This is a genomic window from Escherichia sp. E2748, assembly GCF_005781125.1.
In the GTDB taxonomy this organism is placed as follows: Bacteria; Pseudomonadota; Gammaproteobacteria; order Enterobacterales; family Enterobacteriaceae; genus Escherichia.
Genome location: NZ_VATP01000008.1, coordinates 199,559 through 217,393, shown reverse-complemented (window position 1 = coordinate 217,393; position 17,835 = coordinate 199,559). Strand labels below are relative to the sequence as shown.

The 17,835-nt window shown below is 51.8% G+C and carries 21 protein-coding genes; 7 read left to right on the top strand and 14 right to left on the bottom strand.

Annotation, left to right across the window (positions count from 1 at the left end; translation table 11 throughout):
- The 9 genes from FEK42_RS10165 to fkpA form a co-directional block, all read right to left on the bottom strand.
- On the bottom strand, positions 1-245 hold a 245-nt coding region (locus FEK42_RS10165), incomplete at its 3' end, for a GTP-binding protein (RefSeq protein WP_000031670.1).
- 70 nt (positions 246-315) lie between these two features.
- A complete protein-coding gene (gene fusA, locus FEK42_RS10160; RefSeq protein ID WP_130208915.1) occupies positions 316-2,430 on the bottom strand; it encodes an elongation factor G in 2,115 nt (704 codons plus the stop codon).
- Between the two features lie 96 nt (positions 2,431-2,526).
- A complete protein-coding gene (gene rpsG / locus FEK42_RS10155; RefSeq protein ID WP_001138043.1) occupies positions 2,527-2,997 on the bottom strand; it encodes a 30S ribosomal protein S7 in 471 nt (156 codons plus the stop codon).
- Between the two features lie 96 nt (positions 2,998-3,093).
- Positions 3,094-3,468 (bottom strand): 30S ribosomal protein S12, encoded by a 375-nt coding sequence (rpsL, locus tag FEK42_RS10150; protein WP_000246815.1) that lies wholly within the window; start codon positions 3,466-3,468, stop codon positions 3,094-3,096.
- 125 nt (positions 3,469-3,593) lie between these two features.
- Positions 3,594-3,881 (bottom strand): sulfurtransferase complex subunit TusB, encoded by a 288-nt coding sequence (gene tusB / locus FEK42_RS10145; RefSeq protein WP_130217612.1) that lies wholly within the window; start codon positions 3,879-3,881, stop codon positions 3,594-3,596.
- A gap of 7 nt (positions 3,882-3,888) precedes the next feature.
- A complete protein-coding gene (gene tusC, locus FEK42_RS10140; protein WP_130261005.1) occupies positions 3,889-4,248 on the bottom strand; it encodes a sulfurtransferase complex subunit TusC in 360 nt (119 codons plus the stop codon).
- The gene (gene tusD, locus FEK42_RS10135) at positions 4,248-4,634 is read right to left on the bottom strand and encodes a sulfurtransferase complex subunit TusD (protein WP_001209689.1); all 387 of its coding nucleotides are present in this window, start codon (positions 4,632-4,634) and stop codon (positions 4,248-4,250) included. Before tusD ends, tusC begins: the two co-directional genes overlap by 1 nt.
- On the bottom strand, positions 4,634-5,356 hold the full coding sequence (locus FEK42_RS10130) for a transcriptional regulator (RefSeq protein ID WP_000091466.1): 723 nt from the start codon (positions 5,354-5,356) through the stop codon (positions 4,634-4,636). Before FEK42_RS10130 ends, tusD begins: the two co-directional genes overlap by 1 nt.
- A gap of 166 nt (positions 5,357-5,522) precedes the next feature.
- Positions 5,523-6,335 carry an FKBP-type peptidyl-prolyl cis-trans isomerase gene (fkpA, locus tag FEK42_RS10125; protein WP_130208921.1) on the bottom strand — a complete coding sequence of 271 codons (813 nt, stop codon included), beginning with the start codon at positions 6,333-6,335 and terminating at the stop codon, positions 5,523-5,525.
- 220 nt (positions 6,336-6,555) lie between these two features.
- Between fkpA and FEK42_RS10120 the strand changes: the two genes are divergently transcribed.
- Positions 6,556-6,774 (top strand): protein SlyX, encoded by a 219-nt coding sequence (locus FEK42_RS10120; protein WP_064527535.1) that lies wholly within the window; start codon positions 6,556-6,558, stop codon positions 6,772-6,774.
- Positions 6,775-6,822: 48 nt separating this feature from the next.
- On the opposite strand, the gene slyD is transcribed toward FEK42_RS10120, so the two are convergent.
- The 4 genes from slyD to kefG all read right to left on the bottom strand — a co-directional run bounded on the left by slyD (position 6,823) and on the right by kefG (position 10,074).
- Positions 6,823-7,413, bottom strand: coding sequence for a peptidylprolyl isomerase (gene slyD, locus FEK42_RS10115; protein ID WP_000861334.1), 591 nt, complete (start codon positions 7,411-7,413; stop codon positions 6,823-6,825).
- Positions 7,414-7,507: 94 nt separating this feature from the next.
- Entirely contained in the window at positions 7,508-7,708 is a 201-nt protein-coding gene (locus FEK42_RS10110) for a YheV family putative zinc ribbon protein (protein ID WP_001007730.1), read from the bottom strand.
- A 9-nt stretch (positions 7,709-7,717) separates the two neighbouring features.
- Positions 7,718-9,523, bottom strand: a complete 1,806-nt coding sequence (kefB, locus tag FEK42_RS10105; RefSeq protein WP_000399147.1) for a glutathione-regulated potassium-efflux system protein KefB — start codon at positions 9,521-9,523, stop codon at positions 7,718-7,720.
- Complete coding sequence (gene kefG, locus FEK42_RS10100; protein ID WP_001297514.1) at positions 9,523-10,074, bottom strand: glutathione-regulated potassium-efflux system ancillary protein KefG; 552 nt, start codon at positions 10,072-10,074, stop codon at positions 9,523-9,525. The genes kefB and kefG overlap by 1 nt, the downstream gene beginning before the upstream one ends.
- A 130-nt stretch (positions 10,075-10,204) precedes the next feature.
- Between kefG and FEK42_RS10095 the strand changes: the two genes are divergently transcribed.
- From FEK42_RS10095 to FEK42_RS10080, 4 genes are read left to right on the top strand one after another with little or no spacing between them, the layout of a single operon-like run.
- A complete protein-coding gene (locus FEK42_RS10095) occupies positions 10,205-12,118 on the top strand; it encodes an ABC transporter ATP-binding protein (RefSeq protein WP_135493041.1) in 1,914 nt (637 codons plus the stop codon).
- On the top strand, positions 12,118-13,140 hold the full coding sequence (locus FEK42_RS10090) for a hydrolase (RefSeq protein WP_130208925.1): 1,023 nt from the start codon (positions 12,118-12,120) through the stop codon (positions 13,138-13,140). Before FEK42_RS10095 ends, FEK42_RS10090 begins: the two co-directional genes overlap by 1 nt.
- Positions 13,134-13,352 carry a YheU family protein gene (locus FEK42_RS10085; RefSeq protein WP_064527543.1) on the top strand — a complete coding sequence of 73 codons (219 nt, stop codon included), beginning with the start codon at positions 13,134-13,136 and terminating at the stop codon, positions 13,350-13,352. The genes FEK42_RS10090 and FEK42_RS10085 overlap by 7 nt, the downstream gene beginning before the upstream one ends.
- Before the next feature lie 53 nt (positions 13,353-13,405).
- Positions 13,406-14,275: a phosphoribulokinase gene (locus FEK42_RS10080; protein ID WP_130261007.1), complete on the top strand. Its 870-nt coding sequence runs from the start codon at positions 13,406-13,408 to the stop codon at positions 14,273-14,275.
- A 54-nt stretch (positions 14,276-14,329) separates the two neighbouring features.
- Here FEK42_RS10080 and FEK42_RS10075 read toward each other — a convergent pair whose 3' ends face one another.
- On the bottom strand, positions 14,330-14,734 hold the full coding sequence (locus FEK42_RS10075; protein ID WP_001148908.1) for an OsmC family protein: 405 nt from the start codon (positions 14,732-14,734) through the stop codon (positions 14,330-14,332).
- A gap of 301 nt (positions 14,735-15,035) precedes the next feature.
- Between FEK42_RS10075 and crp the strand changes: the two genes are divergently transcribed.
- Positions 15,036-15,668: a cAMP-activated global transcriptional regulator CRP gene (crp, locus tag FEK42_RS10070; RefSeq protein ID WP_000242755.1), complete on the top strand. Its 633-nt coding sequence runs from the start codon at positions 15,036-15,038 to the stop codon at positions 15,666-15,668.
- A 50-nt stretch (positions 15,669-15,718) separates the two neighbouring features.
- Entirely contained in the window at positions 15,719-17,809 is a 2,091-nt protein-coding gene (locus FEK42_RS10065; protein ID WP_130209200.1) for a YccS/YhfK family putative transporter, read from the top strand.
- The last annotated feature ends 26 nt before the right edge of the window (positions 17,810-17,835 follow it).

Genomic DNA, 17,835 nt, shown 5'->3' with positions numbered 1-17,835 from the left:
CAGTCTACGTGTGCGTAGTGACGGGTCGGGGTGTCATATTCAACGTGAGAAGTGTTGATGGTGATACCACGAGCTTTTTCTTCCGGCGCGTTATCGATCTGGTCGAATGCACGAGCAGCACCGCCGTAGGTTTTAGCCAGTACGGTGGTGATTGCAGCGGTCAGAGTAGTTTTACCGTGGTCAACGTGGCCGATAGTACCAACGTTAACGTGCGGTTTTGTACGTTCAAATTTTTCTTTAGACACGGCTATATTCCTTACTATAGTGCTCTCCCCTTCAGGAGAGAGCACGGGACTTTGGTATTAACCCTTAGGCTTATTTACCACGGGCTTCAATTACGGCCTGAGCAACGTTACTCGGCGCTTCATCATACTTCAGGAATTCCATGGTGTATGATGCACGACCTTTGGTCAGAGAACGCAGCTGAGTTGCGTATCCGAACATTTCAGACAGCGGTACTTCAGCGTGGATCTTAACGCCAGTAACTTCAGATTCCTGACCTTTGAGCATACCACGACGACGGCTCAAGTCACCGATAACGTCACCGGTGTTCTCTTCTGGAGTTTCTACTTCAACCTTCATGATCGGCTCAAGCAGAACTGGTTTCGCTTTCTTAAAGCCTTCTTTAAAGGCGATAGAAGCAGCCAGTTTAAACGCCAGTTCAGAGGAGTCAACGTCATGGTAAGAACCGAAGTGCAGACGAACACCCATGTCTACTACCGGGTAGCCTGCCAGCGGACCTGCTTTCAGCTGTTCCTGGATACCTTTATCAACGGCCGGGATGTATTCGCCAGGGATTACACCACCTTTAATGTCGTTGATGAACTCGTAGCCTTTCGGGTTTGAACCCGGCTCCAGCGGGTACATGTCGATAACAACATGACCATACTGACCACGACCACCAGACTGTTTCGCGTGTTTACCTTCAACATCGGTAACTTTCTGGCGGATAGTTTCACGGTAAGCAACCTGCGGTTTACCTACGTTCGCTTCAACGTTGAATTCACGCTTCATACGGTCAACGATGATGTCGAGGTGCAGTTCGCCCATACCCGCGATGATGGTCTGGTTAGATTCTTCGTCAGTCCATACACGGAAAGACGGGTCTTCTTTAGCCAGACGGCCCAGAGCCAGACCCATTTTTTCCTGGTCAGCTTTGGTTTTCGGTTCAACTGCGATGGAGATTACCGGCTCAGGGAATTCCATACGTTCCAGAATGATCGGCGCATCCGGGTCACACAGGGTGTCACCAGTGGTTACGTCTTTCAGACCGATTGCAGCAGCGATGTCGCCCGCGCGAACTTCTTTGATCTCTTCACGTTTGTTAGCGTGCATCTGAACGATACGACCGAAACGCTCACGTGCAGCTTTCACGGAGTTCAGTACGGTATCACCAGAGTTAACCACACCGGAGTAAACACGGAAGAAGGTCAGGTTACCAACAAACGGGTCGGTAGCGATTTTGAACGCCAGTGCAGAGAACGGCTCGTCATCACTTGCGTGACGTTCAGCCGGAGTGTCTTTACCGTCGTCCAGGATACCGTTGATCGCAGGTACGTCAACCGGGGATGGCAGGTAATCAATTACCGCATCCAGCATCGCCTGAACACCTTTGTTCTTGAACGCAGAACCACAGGTTACCAGGATGATTTCGTTGTTCAGAACGCGCTGACGCAGAGCACCTTTGATTTCTGCTTCAGTCAGTTCTTCACCACCCAGGTATTTTTCCATCAGCTCTTCAGAAGCTTCAGCTGCGGATTCGATCAGGTACTGGTGCCATTCGTTAGCCAGTTCAACCATGTCTGCCGGGATATCTTCGTATTCGAAGGTTACGCCCTGGTCAGCGTCGTTCCAGTTGATAGCTTTCATTTTCACCAGGTCAACAACACCGGTGAAATGTTCTTCAGCACCAATCGCCAGCTGCAGCGGAACCGGGTTCGCGCCCAGACGGGTTTTGATCTGGTTAACAACTTTCAGGAAGTTCGCACCCATGCGGTCCATTTTGTTAACGAACGCAATGCGCGGAACTTTATATTTGTTTGCCTGACGCCATACGGTTTCAGACTGCGGCTGAACACCACCAACTGCGCAGTAAACCATTACCGCACCATCGAGAACACGCATGGAACGTTCTACTTCGATTGTGAAGTCAACGTGCCCCGGGGTGTCGATGATGTTGATGCGATGCGGCTCATACTGCTTAGCCATACCAGACCAGAATGCAGTAGTTGCAGCGGAAGTGATGGTAATACCACGTTCCTGCTCCTGCTCCATCCAGTCCATGGTTGCAGCGCCGTCATGAACTTCACCGATTTTATGGTTTACACCGGTGTAGAACAGAATACGTTCGGTAGTAGTGGTTTTACCGGCGTCGATGTGCGCACTGATACCGATGTTACGGTAACGTGCGATGGGTGTTGTACGAGCCATTTGTTTCCTCGTTTATCTTTTAGGCGTTCAATTTAAGTAGCCCAAAGCGGGCTGCTTACTGGAAGCGCCCGCCTGGTGACTAAAACTCCGAAGGGATTACCAACGGTAGTGTGCGAACGCCTTGTTGGCTTCGGCCATACGGTGAACGTCTTCACGTTTCTTAACTGCAGTACCTTTGTTTTCTGCAGCATCGGAAAGTTCGTTCGCCAGGCGCAGAGCCATGGATTTATCACCGCGTTTACGAGCAGCTTCAACGATCCAACGCATTGCCAGAGCATTACGACGAACCGGACGGACTTCAACTGGTACCTGATAAGTAGAACCACCAACGCGGCGAGACTTAACTTCTACAGTCGGGCGCACGTTTTCGAGAGCTACTTCGAATGCTTCCAGTTCAGATTTACCAGAGCGCTGAGCCAGGGTCTCCAGCGCGCTGTATACGATAGATTCAGCAGTAGATTTTTTACCATCTACCATCAGGATATTTACAAATTTAGCCAGCAGTTCTGATCCGAACTTCGGATCCGGCAGAATTTTACGCTGACCAATGACGCGACGACGTGGCATGGAAATACTCCGTTGTTAATTCAGGATTGTCCAAAACTCTACGAGTTTAGTTTGACATTTAAGTTAAAACGTTTGGCCTTACTTAACGGAGAACCATTAAGCCTTAGGACGCTTCACGCCATACTTGGAACGAGCCTGCTTACGGTCTTTAACGCCGGAGCAGTCAAGCGCACCACGTACGGTGTGGTAACGAACACCCGGGAGGTCTTTAACACGACCGCCACGGATCAGGATCACGGAGTGCTCCTGCAGGTTGTGACCTTCACCACCGATGTAGGAAGTCACTTCGAAACCGTTAGTCAGACGAACACGGCATACTTTACGCAGTGCGGAGTTCGGTTTTTTAGGGGTGGTAGTATATACACGGGTACATACGCCACGTTTTTGCGGGCATGCTTCCAGCGCAGGCACGTTGCTTTTCGCAACTTTGCGAGCACGTGGTTTGCGTACCAGCTGGTTAACTGTTGCCATTAAATAGCTCCTGGTTTTAGCTTTTGCTTCGTAAACACGTAATAAAACGTCCTCACACAATATGAGGACGCCGAATTTTAGGGCGGTGTCGAAAAGGTGTCAAGAAATATACAACGATCCCGCCGTCACCAGGCCATCTGGCTGGTGTGCTTAACCGTAAGTCTGACGAAATCAGTATAGTCAATTGGGATGATATCGTTCGAAATTTGAGCAGTCAAACCGCGGGCAATGAGGTCTTCGTTCAGGGCATAAACCTTAATGGGGGCATTACGCAGACTTTCAAGGTAGCGGTTGCCGTCAACTGCGGCAGTTACGCCATCCTGCAATAACAGCAGTTCGTCGCCCTCACTGAGCAGACGCAGCAGCGCAGGAAAATCTGTCAGCCAGGGTGAGCGATGTAATGTGTGCAGCATGTACGCCTCAAAATCTCAAAATAACATCGTAGTTGCCGAGTTCGCTGCGTAAGGCTTCTGCTTCAAGCGGCGTGGCTTCGACAACAAAAGGTGTCTGCGGATCTAACCCGCGCTCGCGCAGAGAAGCCGCACAAACCCAGCACTGTTCAATGTCGTACAGATCCAACAATTTAAAAGTGGCAATGTAATCACGCGCCAGCACCGCATCGGGCTTTTGTCCTGGCAGAAGCTGAAAAACGCCATCGGCGATAAAGAAGACGGCGAGATCGTCAGTTAAAGCGGAAGTTGCCAGTAAAGCATCTAATCCCTCACGACCAGCCGCGGTGCCATGAGGCGCAGTAGAAAAGACAAACGCTATTCGTTTCATCAGAACTGTACCACCCTGTCACAGGTTAGCGAGGCTTCTGCCAGAGCGCCAAGTCCGCTTAAGGTAAATCCCGGCTGAAGGTTTGACGAGGCCAGCCCCAGTCTTCCTGCTTCAGTTTCATCGACGATACCGCGGCGTAACGCTGCCGCTACGCAGATATTCAGTGCCACGCCATGTTGCGCATTCAACTGTTGCCAGCCGCGCACAAGGTCAAATTCGTCGCTTGCCGGTGAGGTCAATTGGTTAGCGTTATAGACCCCTTCCCGGTAGAAAAAGACGCTACTCAACTCATGGCCTTCTGCTATCAGCGCCTGTGCAAACTGAAAAGCACTACTCGCCTGTTGCGTTCCGTATGCTGGCCCGGTCACCACGATGGCAAAACGCATTACTTATCTTGCCCCTGGAAATCACCGCTCTTGAACTGACGGATATAGAGATAAACAGTATGTTTGGAGATGTTGAGACGATCAGCAACCTGGTTGATCGCATCTTTGATATCGAAAATGCCTTTCTCGTAAAGATTCAACACGATTTGACGATTTTTGGCGTTATTAGAAACATTACGATCGGCGTTCACTTCTTCAATGGTGAACTCCAGTGTTTGGGTAACCAGATCTTCAACCGAAGACGCAAAGTTGACACTTGAACCGACGTCCGGGGTTTCTGGCGGCACAAAAGTGCTCATAATCTGCGAGAAGGGAACATCAAGATTCATATTGATGCACAGCAGACCAATTACACGCTGTTCGCGGTTACGAATCGCGATGGTCAGGGACTTCATTAATACGCCGCTTTTGGCGCGAGTAAAGTAGCATTTAGAAACGCTGCTATCCGCTCCCGTCATGTCGTGCAGCATACGCAGTGCCAGATCGGTAATTGGCGAGCCAATCTTCCGGCCTGTATGTTCGCCGTTGGCAATACGAATGGCTGAACATTTTAAATCCTGCAAAGAGTGCAAAACGATTTCACAGTGGGAACCAATGAGCATCGCTAACCCGTCCACCACCGCTTCGTAGGATTTCAGAATATCAAAATCGGTCTGGTCGAAAGGACGTTGATCCAGTAAATCCAACTCACTGGTTTCGTTGGTTAAAAGCGACCTGGACATGAAAAAAAACACTCCTTTTCAGGAGCCTGTCGTTAACTTTTCAGGGCAGGCTCATTAATGATGCGGGTAATTAAATTAATACAGCGGAGGTTCCGCTTTCCAGCACTAATTATATCCGGCCTGCAATAAAAAAACCGCCGCCTAGTCAGGCGGCGGTTTTTAATGCTTATTTTTTAGCAGAATCTGCTGCTTTAGCATCTGCTTCTGGCTTCGTATCAGCCTTCGGTGCTGGTTTCACATCCAGCAGTTCTACGTCAAATACCAGAGTAGAGTTCGGTGGGATCCCCGGAACGCCCGCTTTGCCGTAAGCCAGCTCTGGTGGAATAACCAGTTTGATCTTACCGCCTTTCTTGATGTTCTTCAGACCTTCAGTCCAGCCAGGGATCACGCCGTCCAGACGGAACGAGAGCGGTTCACCACGGGTGTATGAGTTATCGAACTCTTTACCGTCGATCAGCGTACCTTTGTAGTTCACCACTACAGTATCGCTGTCTTTCGGTGCTTCGCCTTTACCAGCTTCCACTACCTGATAAACCAAGCCAGTTGAAGAGGTTTTTACACCTTTCTCTTTGGCAAATTTCTCGCGGTACTCTTTACCTTTCGCTTCGTTATCAGCAGCATCTTTTTCCATCTTCGCCTGAGCGGAGGACTTCACGCGTGCTTCAAACGCTTGCAGAGTCTGTTCGATCTCTTGATCGGAGAGTTTGCTTTTATCAGCAAATGCATCCTGAACACCCGCGATTAGCTGATCTTTATCCAGTTTGATGCCCAGCTTTTCTTGTTCTTTCAGAGAATTGTCCATGTAACGACCGAGCGAAGCACCCAGCGCGTAAGCTGATTTCTGATCGTCATTTTTGAACGCTGCTTTGCTGTCAGCAGTTGCAGTTGGTTTCGCCGCTTCGGCAGCAAAAGTGATTGGTGCATGCAGGGCAACGGCCATTGTGGTCGCCAGCAGCGTTACTTTAAACAGTGATTTCATCCATATCTCCAGGATCGGGGCATCTCACCCCTGGGTTAACTATTATCAGAAAGGTACTATAAAACGTTGTCGAACAAATCTACATACAGATACGCCCTATTATCATCTATTTTCAGACTCTTTTTGTTTAAATTAGTTTCGATGACTGCGAAATGAGTGCTGTCTCGGGCAGCAAAGTTAAGTAGAATCCGCGGCGACCATTCGACAAAAGAGGTGAATCATGCAGGATTTAACTTTGGAAGCACGCCTGGCAGAACTGGAGAGCCGGCTGGCTTTTCAGGAAATCACCATTGAAGAACTGAACGTCACGGTGACCGCTCATGAAATGGAGATGGCGAAACTGCGCGATCATCTGCGTCTGCTGACCGAGAAGTTAAAAGCCAGCCAGCCGTCGAACATCGCGTCGCAGGCTGAAGAAACGCCACCGCCGCATTATTGAGGCGTAAAAAAAGCGGGGATTCCCCGCTTTTTTGTCACTTTTTCGGTATTAGTGGCAACCGCAACCGCCGTTACCTTTACCGCCACAGCAGCCTTCGCCACCGTGTTCATGACCGTGATCGTGGCCATGACCGCCGCAGCAACCGTCGTGGTCGTGATCGTGGTGATGATCGTGCGCACCGTGAACGTGACCATGAGCCAGTTCTTCTTCAGTCGCTTCGCGAATCGCCACAACTTCAACGTTGAATTTCAGATTCTGACCAGCCAGCATGTGGTTACCGTCAACCACAACGTGATCGTCTTCAACCGCAGTGATTTCAACCGGTACTGGACCCTGGTCGGTTTCAGCCAGGAAGCGCATACCTACCTGCAGTTCATCAACGCCCATAAATACGTCTTTAGGAACGCGCTGCACCAGGTTTTCGTCGTACTGACCGTAAGCGTCGTTCGCGCCAACAGCGACATCAAATTTGTCGCCAACTTCATGACCTTCCAGCGCTGTTTCCAGGCCAGAGATCAGGGAACCGTGACCATGCAGATAGTCCAGCGGCGCACTCACCGGAGACTCATCAACCAACACACCGTCTTCTGTACGTACCTGATAGGCCAGGCTGACCACCAGGTCTTTTGCTACTTTCATGATATCTCCTGAGCATGGGAAGAATAGTGGCGCAGATTGTAGCGGAATTCTGCAGCCGTGTACTCACTAGCTTAAAAAAACTCGGCGCATATCGCTAGTCCGGATGAAAAATCCCGATCACTTGTTCATCTTTGCGAACGTGATCGCGGGCTTCTTTGTCTGCTTCTCGCATCTGATGTCCGCACTTAACACATTCAACAATATCAATATTATTTTCGCGCCACATCGCCATTGAATCCTGTGCCTGACAGGCAGGGCATTTTGCGCCCGCAATAAAACGTTTTCGGATTGCCATCTTTACCCTCTACTCAAATTCATCCCAGCCGTCCAGCTGGCGTCGTTCTTGTTGCATCTCACGCTGGAAAATCTCTTCCAGTTCGCGTCGGGCTTCCCTGGCGCGAGAAATTTGTACGGTATCGGCATGCATCGGGATAAGCTCCCGCAGCATACGCATATCCAGGCGACGAAAATGCAGCTGCGCCCGCTGTGCCTGATGCGGGTGCATCCCAAGCGTAACCAGCGTTTTGCGCCCCAGCTCTAACGCACTGGAGAATGTCTCACGGGAAAACTGCGTCACCCCTGCCTGTAATAACTCATGCGCTTCCACACGTCCGCGTGCTCGCGCAAGAATATGCAAATGCGGGAAGTGTTGCTGGCAAATCTCCACCAGCTTCATGGTGTCTTCCGGCTCGTTACAGGTAATGACAATAGACTCTGCGGCCTCTGCACCCGCAGAACGTAAAAGATCTACCTGCGTGGCGTCACCGTAATAAACTTTGTAGCCATATTTACGCATCAGGTTAACAGCGCTGATATCCCGCTCCAGCACAGTAATGCGCATTTTATTTGCCATCAGCAAACGACCAATCACCTGACCAAAACGCCCAAAGCCCACGACAATGACCTGCGGTTTATCATCGTTGACCCACGGTTTTTCGTCTTCTTCTTCCGGTCCGTTAAACTGGCGGGATAGCCATTTATCCACCAGCTTCATCAGCAGCGGCGTGGTCATCATGGAAAGCGTCACCGTCACCAGCAACAGCGCCATCTGGTCGCCCTGGAATAAGCGTTGTGAAGAAGCGGTAGAAAAGAGTACAAAGGCAAACTCACCACCCTGACTCAATACACCAGCAAACTGCATTCGCTCTGAGCTACGCACGCCATACAGTCGCGCCAGTAGATACAGCACGAGAATTTTCACCGCCACCAGCACAACCACGCTTATCACTACCCACAACAGATGGGTATAAAGCACCCCGAGGTTGAGCGACATCCCGACCGAGATAAAAAATAGCCCGAGCAGCAACCCCTTAAACGGATCGATTGCCGTTTCCAGTTCGTGGCGATATTCGCTTTCTGCCAGCAACACGCCAGCAATAAACGTACCGAGCGCCATCGACAGCCCCAGCGCATCCATAAATAACGCAGACCCCAGCACCAGCAGTAACGTCGCGGCGGTGAACACTTCTCGCACACCAGAAGCCGCAATAAAGCGAAATACCGGACGCAGCAAATAGCGTCCACCAATCAACATGCCGACAAACGCCAGCACCTTCATACCGACTTTCATCCAGTCGAAATGTTCGTCAGCCGATCCCGCCAACAACGGCACTAACGCCAGTGCCGGGATCACCGCCAGATCCTGAAACAGTAACACCGAGAAGCCTAACTGGCCGGATTCGCTGCGATTCATCCCTTTTTCGCGCATCAATTGCAACGCCATTGCAGTTGAAGACATCGCAAGGCCAATGCCACCGACCACCGCCGCCTGCCAGGCGAAATCCGTCAGCATCAATAATCCCGCCAGCAACGCCGCGCTTAACAGCACCTGTGCCGCGCCTACGCCAAAAATCGAACGCCGCAGTTGCCAAAGCTTGGAGGGATTCAACTCCAGGCCGATGATAAACATCAGGAATACCACGCCAAGCTCTGAAAAATGGAGGATCTCATCGACGTCGCTAATAAACCCCAGTCCCCACGGGCCAATTGCAATCCCTGCCAGCAAATATCCCAACACAGCGCCAATACCCAGCCGCGATGCCAACGGCACCGCAGCCACCGCCGCGAAGAGAAACAGTACTCCTGCGAGTAAAAAATCGGAACCTTCCATCAGCGGCCTCCTGGAGACAGTGGATTTGCCAGCCAGTCACCGTAGGCTCTGGCGTGGCTCGCCAGCTCCTGTGCGCTTTGCCGTCTCGCCCAGTAAATAATGATGGGGCTTAACCAATGCATCCGGCACATGCCCGCCGCCAGTTCAAAGGGGCGCAGAACATCGCTCATCGGGTAGCGATTCAATGCGTCATAACGGTAAGCACTTTCCGGCTCGCCGGTGGTAATCACGCTACGCCAGTACTTTCCCGCCAGTTGGTTTCCCCCCGGCCCGCTGGCAAAACCACGACTTAATACCCGGTCCAGCCACTCTTTCAGTAGCGCCGGGCAGCTATAGGTATAAAGAGGATGCTGAAAGACAATCACCTCGTGCTCGCGCAGTAATGCCTGCTCACGTGGGATATCAATAAAAAAGTCGGGATAGTGCGCGTAAAGGTCGTGCACGGTAACATTGCTGAGCTGCGTGGCCGGTTTAAGCAGTACCCGGTTTGCCACCGAGTCCTGAGATTCCGGATGGGCATACAGCAGCAAAACTTTCGCTGGCTGAGACATCATCCCCCTCCCGGTATGGTTTTTGTGTATAGTCGCTGTTTTGGGCTACCATTGCGCCCGGTGCGGCAGCTCGCCCATACATTACATTATCATAATGATAAGTTAACATAGTCTGAACATACGGCGCCTTATGATTGTTTTCTCCTCGTTACAAATTCGTCGCGGCGTGCGCGTCCTGCTGGATAATGCCACCGCCACCATCAACCCCGGGCAGAAAGTCGGCCTGGTGGGTAAAAACGGCTGTGGTAAATCTACCCTGCTGGCATTGCTGAAAAATGAAATCAGCGCCGACGGCGGCAGCTACACCTTTCCGGGAAACTGGCAACTGGCGTGGGTGAATCAGGAAACGCCGGCACTGCCGCAAGCGGCGCTGGAATATGTCATTGATGGCGACCGTGAATATCGCCAACTGGAAGCGCAACTACACGACGCCAATGAACGTAACGATGGGCACGCCATTGCGACCATTCATGGCAAGCTGGACGCTATCGACGCATGGAGTATTCGCTCCCGCGCCGCCAGCCTGCTGCACGGCCTCGGTTTCAGCAATGAACAACTGGAGCGCCCGGTGAGTGATTTCTCCGGTGGCTGGCGTATGCGTCTTAACCTTGCCCAGGCGCTGATTTGCCGTTCAGACTTACTGCTGCTCGACGAACCAACTAACCACCTCGATCTCGATGCCGTTATCTGGCTGGAAAAATGGCTGAAGAGCTATCAGGGCACGCTGATCCTGATCTCTCACGACCGCGACTTCCTCGATCCGATCGTTGATAAAATTATTCATATCGAACAACAAAGCATGTTCGAGTACACCGGTAACTACAGCTCGTTTGAAGTGCAGCGCGCCACCCGTCTGGCGCAGCAACAGGCGATGTACGAAAGCCAGCAGGAACGCGTGGCGCATCTGCAAAGTTATATCGACCGTTTCCGTGCCAAAGCCACCAAAGCGAAGCAGGCCCAGAGTCGCATTAAGATGCTCGAGCGTATGGAGCTGATTGCCCCTGCGCACGTCGACAACCCGTTCCGCTTTAGCTTCCGCGCGCCGGAAAGCCTGCCAAATCCGTTACTGAAGATGGAAAAAGTCAGTGCGGGCTATGGCGATCGCATTATTCTCGACTCGATTAAACTGAATCTGGTCCCCGGTTCGCGCATTGGTCTGTTAGGCCGCAATGGCGCGGGTAAATCGACATTAATCAAACTGTTAGCCGGAGAACTTGCGCCAGTCAGCGGTGAAATTGGTCTGGCGAAAGGGATCAAACTCGGCTACTTCGCCCAGCATCAACTGGAATACCTGCGCGCCGACGAATCGCCTATTCAACATCTGGCACGTTTAGCGCCGCAGGAGCTGGAGCAAAAACTGCGTGACTATCTCGGCGGCTTTGGTTTCCAGGGCGATAAAGTGACGGAAGAAACGCGCCGCTTCTCCGGTGGTGAAAAAGCCCGCCTGGTGCTGGCATTAATTGTCTGGCAGCGCCCGAATCTGCTGCTGCTCGACGAACCGACCAACCACCTTGATCTCGACATGCGTCAGGCACTCACCGAAGCATTAATCGAGTTCGAAGGTGCGCTGGTTGTCGTCTCGCACGACCGTCATTTGCTGCGTTCCACCACTGACGATCTCTATCTGGTTCACGATCGTAAAGTCGAACCGTTCGACGGCGATCTGGAAGATTATCAACAGTGGTTGAGCGACGTACAAAAGCAGGAAAACCAGACCGACGACGCGCCAAAAGAGAACGCGAACAGCGCCCAGGCACGTAAAGATCAGAAGCGTCGGGAAGCGGAGCTGCGTGCGCAAACCCAGCCACTGCGTAAAGAGATTGCCCGTCTGGAAAAAGAGATGGAGAAGCTGAACGCGCAACTGGCGCAGGCGGAAGAGAAACTCGGCGACAGCGAACTGTACGACCAGAGCCGTAAAGCGGAACTGACCGCCTGCCTGCAACAACAAGCGAGCGCTAAATCCGGGCTGGAAGAGTGCGAAATGGCATGGCTGGAGGCCCAGGAGCAGCTTGAGCAGATGCTGCAGGAAGGCCAAAGCAACTGATGGCACAGATAACGACGACCGATGCCAATGAATTCAGCAGCAGTGCTGAATTCATCCCTATGCGCGGTTTCAGCAATTGCCATCTGCAAACCATGCTGCCGCGTCTGTTTCGTCGTCAGGTGAAATTCACTCCGCACTGGCAGCGGCTGGAGTTGCCCGACGGCGATTTTGTCGATCTCGCGTGGAGTGAAGACCCTGCACAGGCGAAACATAAACCGCGTCTGGTGGTGTTTCATGGTCTGGAAGGCAGTCTCAATAGCCCTTACGCCCACGGCTTGGTTGATGCGGCGAAAAAGCGCGGCTGGCTGGGTGTGGTGATGCATTTTCGCGGATGCAGCGGTGAACCTAATCGCATGCACCGCATTTACCATTCGGGCGAAACCGAAGACGCCAGTTGGTTTTTACGCTGGCTGCAACGTGAGTTTGGTCATTCGCCAACGGCTGCCGTCGGCTATTCGCTCGGCGGTAATATGCTGGCCTGTTTGCTGGCAAAAGAAGGCAATGATCTCCCGATTGATGCGGCAGTGATTGTCTCCGCGCCGTTTGTGCTGGAAGCCTGTAGTTACCATATGGAAAAGGGCTTTTCCCGCGTTTATCAGCGTTATTTGCTGAACCTGCTAAAAGCCAATGCGGCGCGCAAGCTGGCGGCCTACCCCGGTACGCTACCGATTAATCTCGCGCAGTTAAAATCGGTACGTCGCATCCGTGAATTTGACGATCTGATCACCGCCAGAATTCACGGCTACGCTGACGCTATCGACTATTATCGTCAGTGTAGCGCCATGCCTATGCTGAACCGGATCGCCAAACCGACGCTGATTATTCACGCCAAAGACGATCCGTTTATGGATCACCAGGTGATCCCGAAACCGGAAAATCTTCCTCCGCAAGTAGAGTATCAACTGACCGAACATGGGGGTCATGTTGGTTTTATTGGCGGTACATTACTTCACCCGCAAATGTGGCTGGAGTCACGCATTCCTGACTGGTTAACAACGTATCTGGAGGCGAAATCATGTTGATTCCCTGGCAAGACATCTCCCCTGAAACGCTGGAAAATTTAATTGAAAGCTTTGTGTTACGTGAAGGCACCGATTATGGTGAACAAGAGCGTACGCTTGAACAGAAAGTCGCCGACGTCAAACGCCAGCTACAGTGCGGAGAAGCGGTACTGGTCTGGTCGGAACTGCACGAGACGGTCAATATCATGCCGCGCAGTCAGTTTCGCGAATAACCTGCAACCGTCGGCGGACGAAATAATAATGATAGCCAAGTCATGGAGTTACTATGTCTGCCAAACATCCGGTCATTGCGGTAACAGGATCCAGCGGTGCGGGGACTACCACCACCAGCCTCGCGTTTCGTAAAATATTCGCCCAGTTAAATCTGCAAGCCGCCGAGGTGGAAGGCGACAGTTTTCACCGCTACACCCGCCCGGAAATGGACATGGCGATCCGCAAAGCGCGCGACGCCGGGCGGCATATCAGCTACTTCGGTCCCGAAGCCAACGACTTCGGCCTGCTGGAACAGACCTTTATTGAATACGGCCAGAGCGGCAAAGGGAAATCTCGCAAATATCTACATACCTACGACGAAGCCGTGCCGTGGAATCAGGTGCCAGGCACATTCACCCCGTGGCAGGCGCTACCGGAACCCACCGATGTGCTGTTTTATGAAGGTTTGCACGGCGGCGTGGTCACACCACAGCATAACGTTGCGCAGCATGTAGACTTACTGGTTGGCGTGGTGCCTATCGTTAACCTGGAGTGGATTCAAAAACTCATCCGCGACACCAGCGAGCGCGGGCACTCACGAGAAGCGGTGATGGACTCTGTAGTGCGTTCAATGGAAGACTATATCAACTACATCACGCCGCAGTTTTCCCGCACCCATCTTAACTTCCAGCGCGTTCCCACCGTCGACACTTCAAACCCGTTCGCGGCAAAAGGCATTCCATCGCTGGATGAAAGCTTTGTGGTGATCCATTTTCGTAATCTGGAAGGGATTGATTTCCCCTGGCTACTGGCGATGTTGCAGGGCTCATTCATTTCCCACATCAATACATTAGTGGTGCCGGGCGGCAAAATGGGTCTGGCAATGGAGTTAATTATGCTGCCGCTGGTGCAACGACTGATGGAAGGGAAGAAAATCGAGTAGCGCCGCTAATAAGCCGGATAAAATACTATCCGGCGTCACAACGGGATAGTTAAATCACGCAGCAACCACTTCATACGAGTGGGTAATATTCACGGCTTTTTCCAGCATCAGCGCCACTGAACAATATTTCTCAGCAGAGAGATCCACCGCACGCGCAACCGCTGCGTCCTTCAGGTCGCGACCGGTGACGATAAAATGCAAATTGATATGGGTAAACAGGCGCGGAGCCTCTTCGCGGCGTTCAGAGGTTAGTTTTACTTCACAATCAACCACATCCTGACGCCCTTTTTGCAGGATAGAAACCACATCAATGGCGCTACAGCCACCCGCCGCCATCAGCACCATTTCCATTGGACTTGGCGCTTTATCGCCAGAGTTGCCATCCATTAAAATCTGGTGACCAGAGGCGGATTCACCCAAAAAAGTTAACCCTTCAACCCACTTCACACGCGCTTGCATAATCGGAACTCCATTGCGTCAATTTTCCTGACAGAGTACGCGTACTGACCAAATCGCGCAACGGAAGGCGACCTGGGTCATGCTGAAGCGAGACACCAGGAGACACAGAGCGAAAGCTATGCTAAAACAGTCAGGATGCTACAGTAATACATTGATGTACTGCATGTATGTAAAGGACGTCACATTACCGTGCAGTTCAGTTGATAGCCCCTTCCCAGGTAGCGGGAAGCACATTTCGGCAACCCAGAGACAGCGGCGTTTTCTGGCTCTGGAGAAAGCTTATAACAGAGGATAACCGCGCATGGTGCTTGGCAAACCGCAAACAGACCCGACTCTCGAATGGTTCTTGTCTCATTGCCACATTCATAAGTATCCATCCAAGAGCACGCTTATTCACCAGGGTGAAAAAGCGGAAACGCTGTACTACATCGTTAAAGGCTCTGTGGCAGTGCTGATCAAAGACGAGGAGGGTAAAGAAATGATCCTCTCCTATCTGAATCAGGGTGATTTTATTGGCGAATTGGGCCTGTTTGAAGAAGGCCAGGAACGTAGCGCATGGGTACGTGCAAAAACCGCCTGTGAAGTAGCTGAAATTTCCTACAAAAAATTTCGTCAATTAATTCAGGTTAACCCGGATATTCTGATGCGTCTCTCCGCGCAGATGGCGCGTCGTCTGCAAGTCACTTCAGAGAAAGTAGGCAACCTCGCTTTCCTCGACGTTACAGGTCGCATCGCGCAGACGCTGCTGAATCTGGCGAAACAACCCGATGCCATGACTCACCCGGACGGTATGCAAATTAAAATTACCCGTCAGGAAATCGGTCAGATTGTCGGCTGTTCTCGTGAAACCGTGGGGCGCATTCTGAAGATGCTGGAAGATCAGAACCTGATCTCCGCACACGGGAAAACCATCGTCGTTTACGGCACCCGTTAACCCCATCGGAGTGGCGCGTTACCTGGTAGCGCGCCATTTTGTTTAAACCGATGTGGCGCAGACTGATTTATCATCCTGATATCAACTATGCACTACGACAAACACTGGTGCTATGTTTGCCCGTGGCCGTTGGTCTGTTGTTTGGCGAATTAAGACTCGGCCTGCTGTTTTCACTCGTCCCTGCCTGTTGCAACATTGCGGGGCTTGATACCCCCCATAAACGTTTTTTCAAACGCTTGATTATTGGCGCGTCGCTGTTTGCTACCTGTAGCTTATTGACACAGCTGCTGTTGGAAAAAGATATCCCCCTACCCTTTCTGCTGACCGGGTTAACGCTGGTACTTGGCGTCACTGCCGAGCTTGGGCCATTACACGCAAAATTGCTTCCTGCATCGCTGCTGGCTGCCATTTTTACCCTCAGTCTGGCGGGATATATGCCGGTATGGGAGCCATTGCTCATTTATGCGTTAGGCACACTCTGGTACGGGCTGTTTAACTGGTTTTGGTTCTGGATCTGGCGCGAACAACCCCTACGCGAATCACTTAGTCTGCTCTACCGTGAACTGGCTGATTACTGTGAAATCAAATACAGTCTGCTCACTCAGCATACCGATCCCGAAAAAGCGCTCCCGCCACTACTGGTACGCCAGCAAAAAGCGGTCGATTTAATTACCCAGTGCTATCAGCAAATGCACATGCTTTCCGCGCAAAATAATACTGACTACAAGCGGATGTTGCGCATTTTCCAGGAAGCTCTGGATTTACAGGAACATATTTCGGTCAGTTTGCATCAACCTGAAGAGGTGCAAAAGTTGGTCGAGCGTAGCCATGCGGAGGAAGTTATCCGCTGGAATGCGCAAACCATCGCTGCTCGCCTGCGCGTGCTGGCTGATGACATTCTTTACCATCGCCTGCCGACGCGTTTTACGATGGAGAAGCAAATTGGTGCACTGGAGAAAATCGCCCGCCAACACCCGGATAACCCCGTGGGGCAATTCTGCTACTGGCACTTCAGCCGCATCGCTCGTGTGCTGCGTACCCAGAAACCGCTCTATGCCCGCGATCTGCTGGCGGATAAACAGCGGCGGATGCCATTACTTCCGGCGCTGAAAAGTTATCTTTCATTGAAATCTCCGGCACTGCGCAATGCCGGGCGACTCAGTGTGATGTTGAGCGTCGCCAGTTTGATGGGTACCGCGCTGCATCTGCCGAAGTCGTATTGGATCCTGATGACGGTGTTGCTGGTGACACAAAATGGTTACGGCGCGACCCGTCTGAGGATTGTGAATCGCTCCGTGGGAACCGTGGTCGGGTTAATCATTGCGGGCGTGGCGCTGCACTTTAAAATTCCCGAAGGTTACACCCTGACGCTGATGCTGTTTACCACCCTCGCCAGCTACCTGATATTGCGCAAAAACTACGGCTGGGCAACGGTCGGCTTTACCATTACTGCGGTGTATACCCTGCAACTGTTGTGGCTGAACGGTGAGCAATACATCATTCCGCGTCTTATCGATACCATTATTGGTTGTTTGATTGCCTTCGGTGGCACGGTATGGCTGTGGCCGCAGTGGCAGAGCGGGTTATTGCGTAAGAACGCCCATGATGCTTTAGAAACCTACCAGGAAGCGATTCGTCTGATCCTGAGTAAAGATCCGCAACCAACACCACTGGCCTGGCAGCGAATGCGGGTGAATCAGGCACATAATACTCTGTATAACTCATTAAATCAGGCGATGCAGGAACCCGCGTTTAACAGCCATTATCTGGCTGACATGAAACTGTGGGTAACACATAGTCAGTTTATTGTTGAACATATTAATGCCATGACCACGCTGGCGCGAGAACACCGGACATTACCACAGGAGCTGGCGCAAGAGTATTTGCAGTCTTGTGAAATCGCTATTCAACGCTGTCAACAGCGACTGGAATATGACGAGCCGGGCGGGTCTGGTGACGCCAATATCATAGACGCGCCAGAGATGCTGCCGCACGAAGGCGCGGCTGGTACCCTGGAACAGCATTTACAACGGGTTATTGGCCATCTGAACACCATGCACACCATATCGTCGATGGCGTGGCGTCAGCGACCGCATCACGGGATTTGGTTGAGTCGCAAGTTGCGGGATTCGAAGGCGTAATCAATTCATTGCCAGAAGCGACATCT

Bases quoted from the DNA above. Each gene is read 5' to 3' on its own strand.
- fusA (WP_130208915.1), bottom strand. From the start codon at position 2,430: ATGGCTCGTACAACACCCATCGCACGTTACCGTAACATCGGTATCAGT.
- rpsG (WP_001138043.1), bottom strand. From the start codon at position 2,997: ATGCCACGTCGTCGCGTCATTGGTCAGCGTAAAATTCTGCCGGATCCG.
- rpsL (WP_000246815.1), bottom strand. From the start codon at position 3,468: ATGGCAACAGTTAACCAGCTGGTACGCAAACCACGTGCTCGCAAAGTT.
- tusB (WP_130217612.1), bottom strand. From the start codon at position 3,881: ATGCTGCACACATTACATCGCTCACCCTGGCTGACAGATTTTCCTGCG.
- tusC (WP_130261005.1), bottom strand. From the start codon at position 4,248: ATGAAACGAATAGCGTTTGTCTTTTCTACTGCGCCTCATGGCACCGCG.
- tusD (WP_001209689.1), bottom strand. From the start codon at position 4,634: ATGCGTTTTGCCATCGTGGTGACCGGGCCAGCATACGGAACGCAACAG.
- FEK42_RS10130 (WP_000091466.1), bottom strand. From the start codon at position 5,356: ATGTCCAGGTCGCTTTTAACCAACGAAACCAGTGAGTTGGATTTACTG.
- fkpA (WP_130208921.1), bottom strand. From the start codon at position 6,335: ATGAAATCACTGTTTAAAGTAACGCTGCTGGCGACCACAATGGCCGTT.
- FEK42_RS10120 (WP_064527535.1), top strand. From the start codon at position 6,556: ATGCAGGATTTAACTTTGGAAGCACGCCTGGCAGAACTGGAGAGCCGG.
- slyD (WP_000861334.1), bottom strand. From the start codon at position 7,413: ATGAAAGTAGCAAAAGACCTGGTGGTCAGCCTGGCCTATCAGGTACGT.
- FEK42_RS10110 (WP_001007730.1), bottom strand. From the start codon at position 7,708: ATGGCAATCCGAAAACGTTTTATTGCGGGCGCAAAATGCCCTGCCTGT.
- kefB (WP_000399147.1), bottom strand. From the start codon at position 9,523: ATGGAAGGTTCCGATTTTTTACTCGCAGGAGTACTGTTTCTCTTCGCG.
- kefG (WP_001297514.1), bottom strand. From the start codon at position 10,074: ATGTCTCAGCCAGCGAAAGTTTTGCTGCTGTATGCCCATCCGGAATCT.
- FEK42_RS10095 (WP_135493041.1), top strand. From the start codon at position 10,205: ATGATTGTTTTCTCCTCGTTACAAATTCGTCGCGGCGTGCGCGTCCTG.
- FEK42_RS10090 (WP_130208925.1), top strand. From the start codon at position 12,118: ATGGCACAGATAACGACGACCGATGCCAATGAATTCAGCAGCAGTGCT.
- FEK42_RS10085 (WP_064527543.1), top strand. From the start codon at position 13,134: ATGTTGATTCCCTGGCAAGACATCTCCCCTGAAACGCTGGAAAATTTA.
- FEK42_RS10080 (WP_130261007.1), top strand. From the start codon at position 13,406: ATGTCTGCCAAACATCCGGTCATTGCGGTAACAGGATCCAGCGGTGCG.
- FEK42_RS10075 (WP_001148908.1), bottom strand. From the start codon at position 14,734: ATGCAAGCGCGTGTGAAGTGGGTTGAAGGGTTAACTTTTTTGGGTGAA.
- crp (WP_000242755.1), top strand. From the start codon at position 15,036: ATGGTGCTTGGCAAACCGCAAACAGACCCGACTCTCGAATGGTTCTTG.
- FEK42_RS10065 (WP_130209200.1), top strand. From the start codon at position 15,719: ATGTGGCGCAGACTGATTTATCATCCTGATATCAACTATGCACTACGA.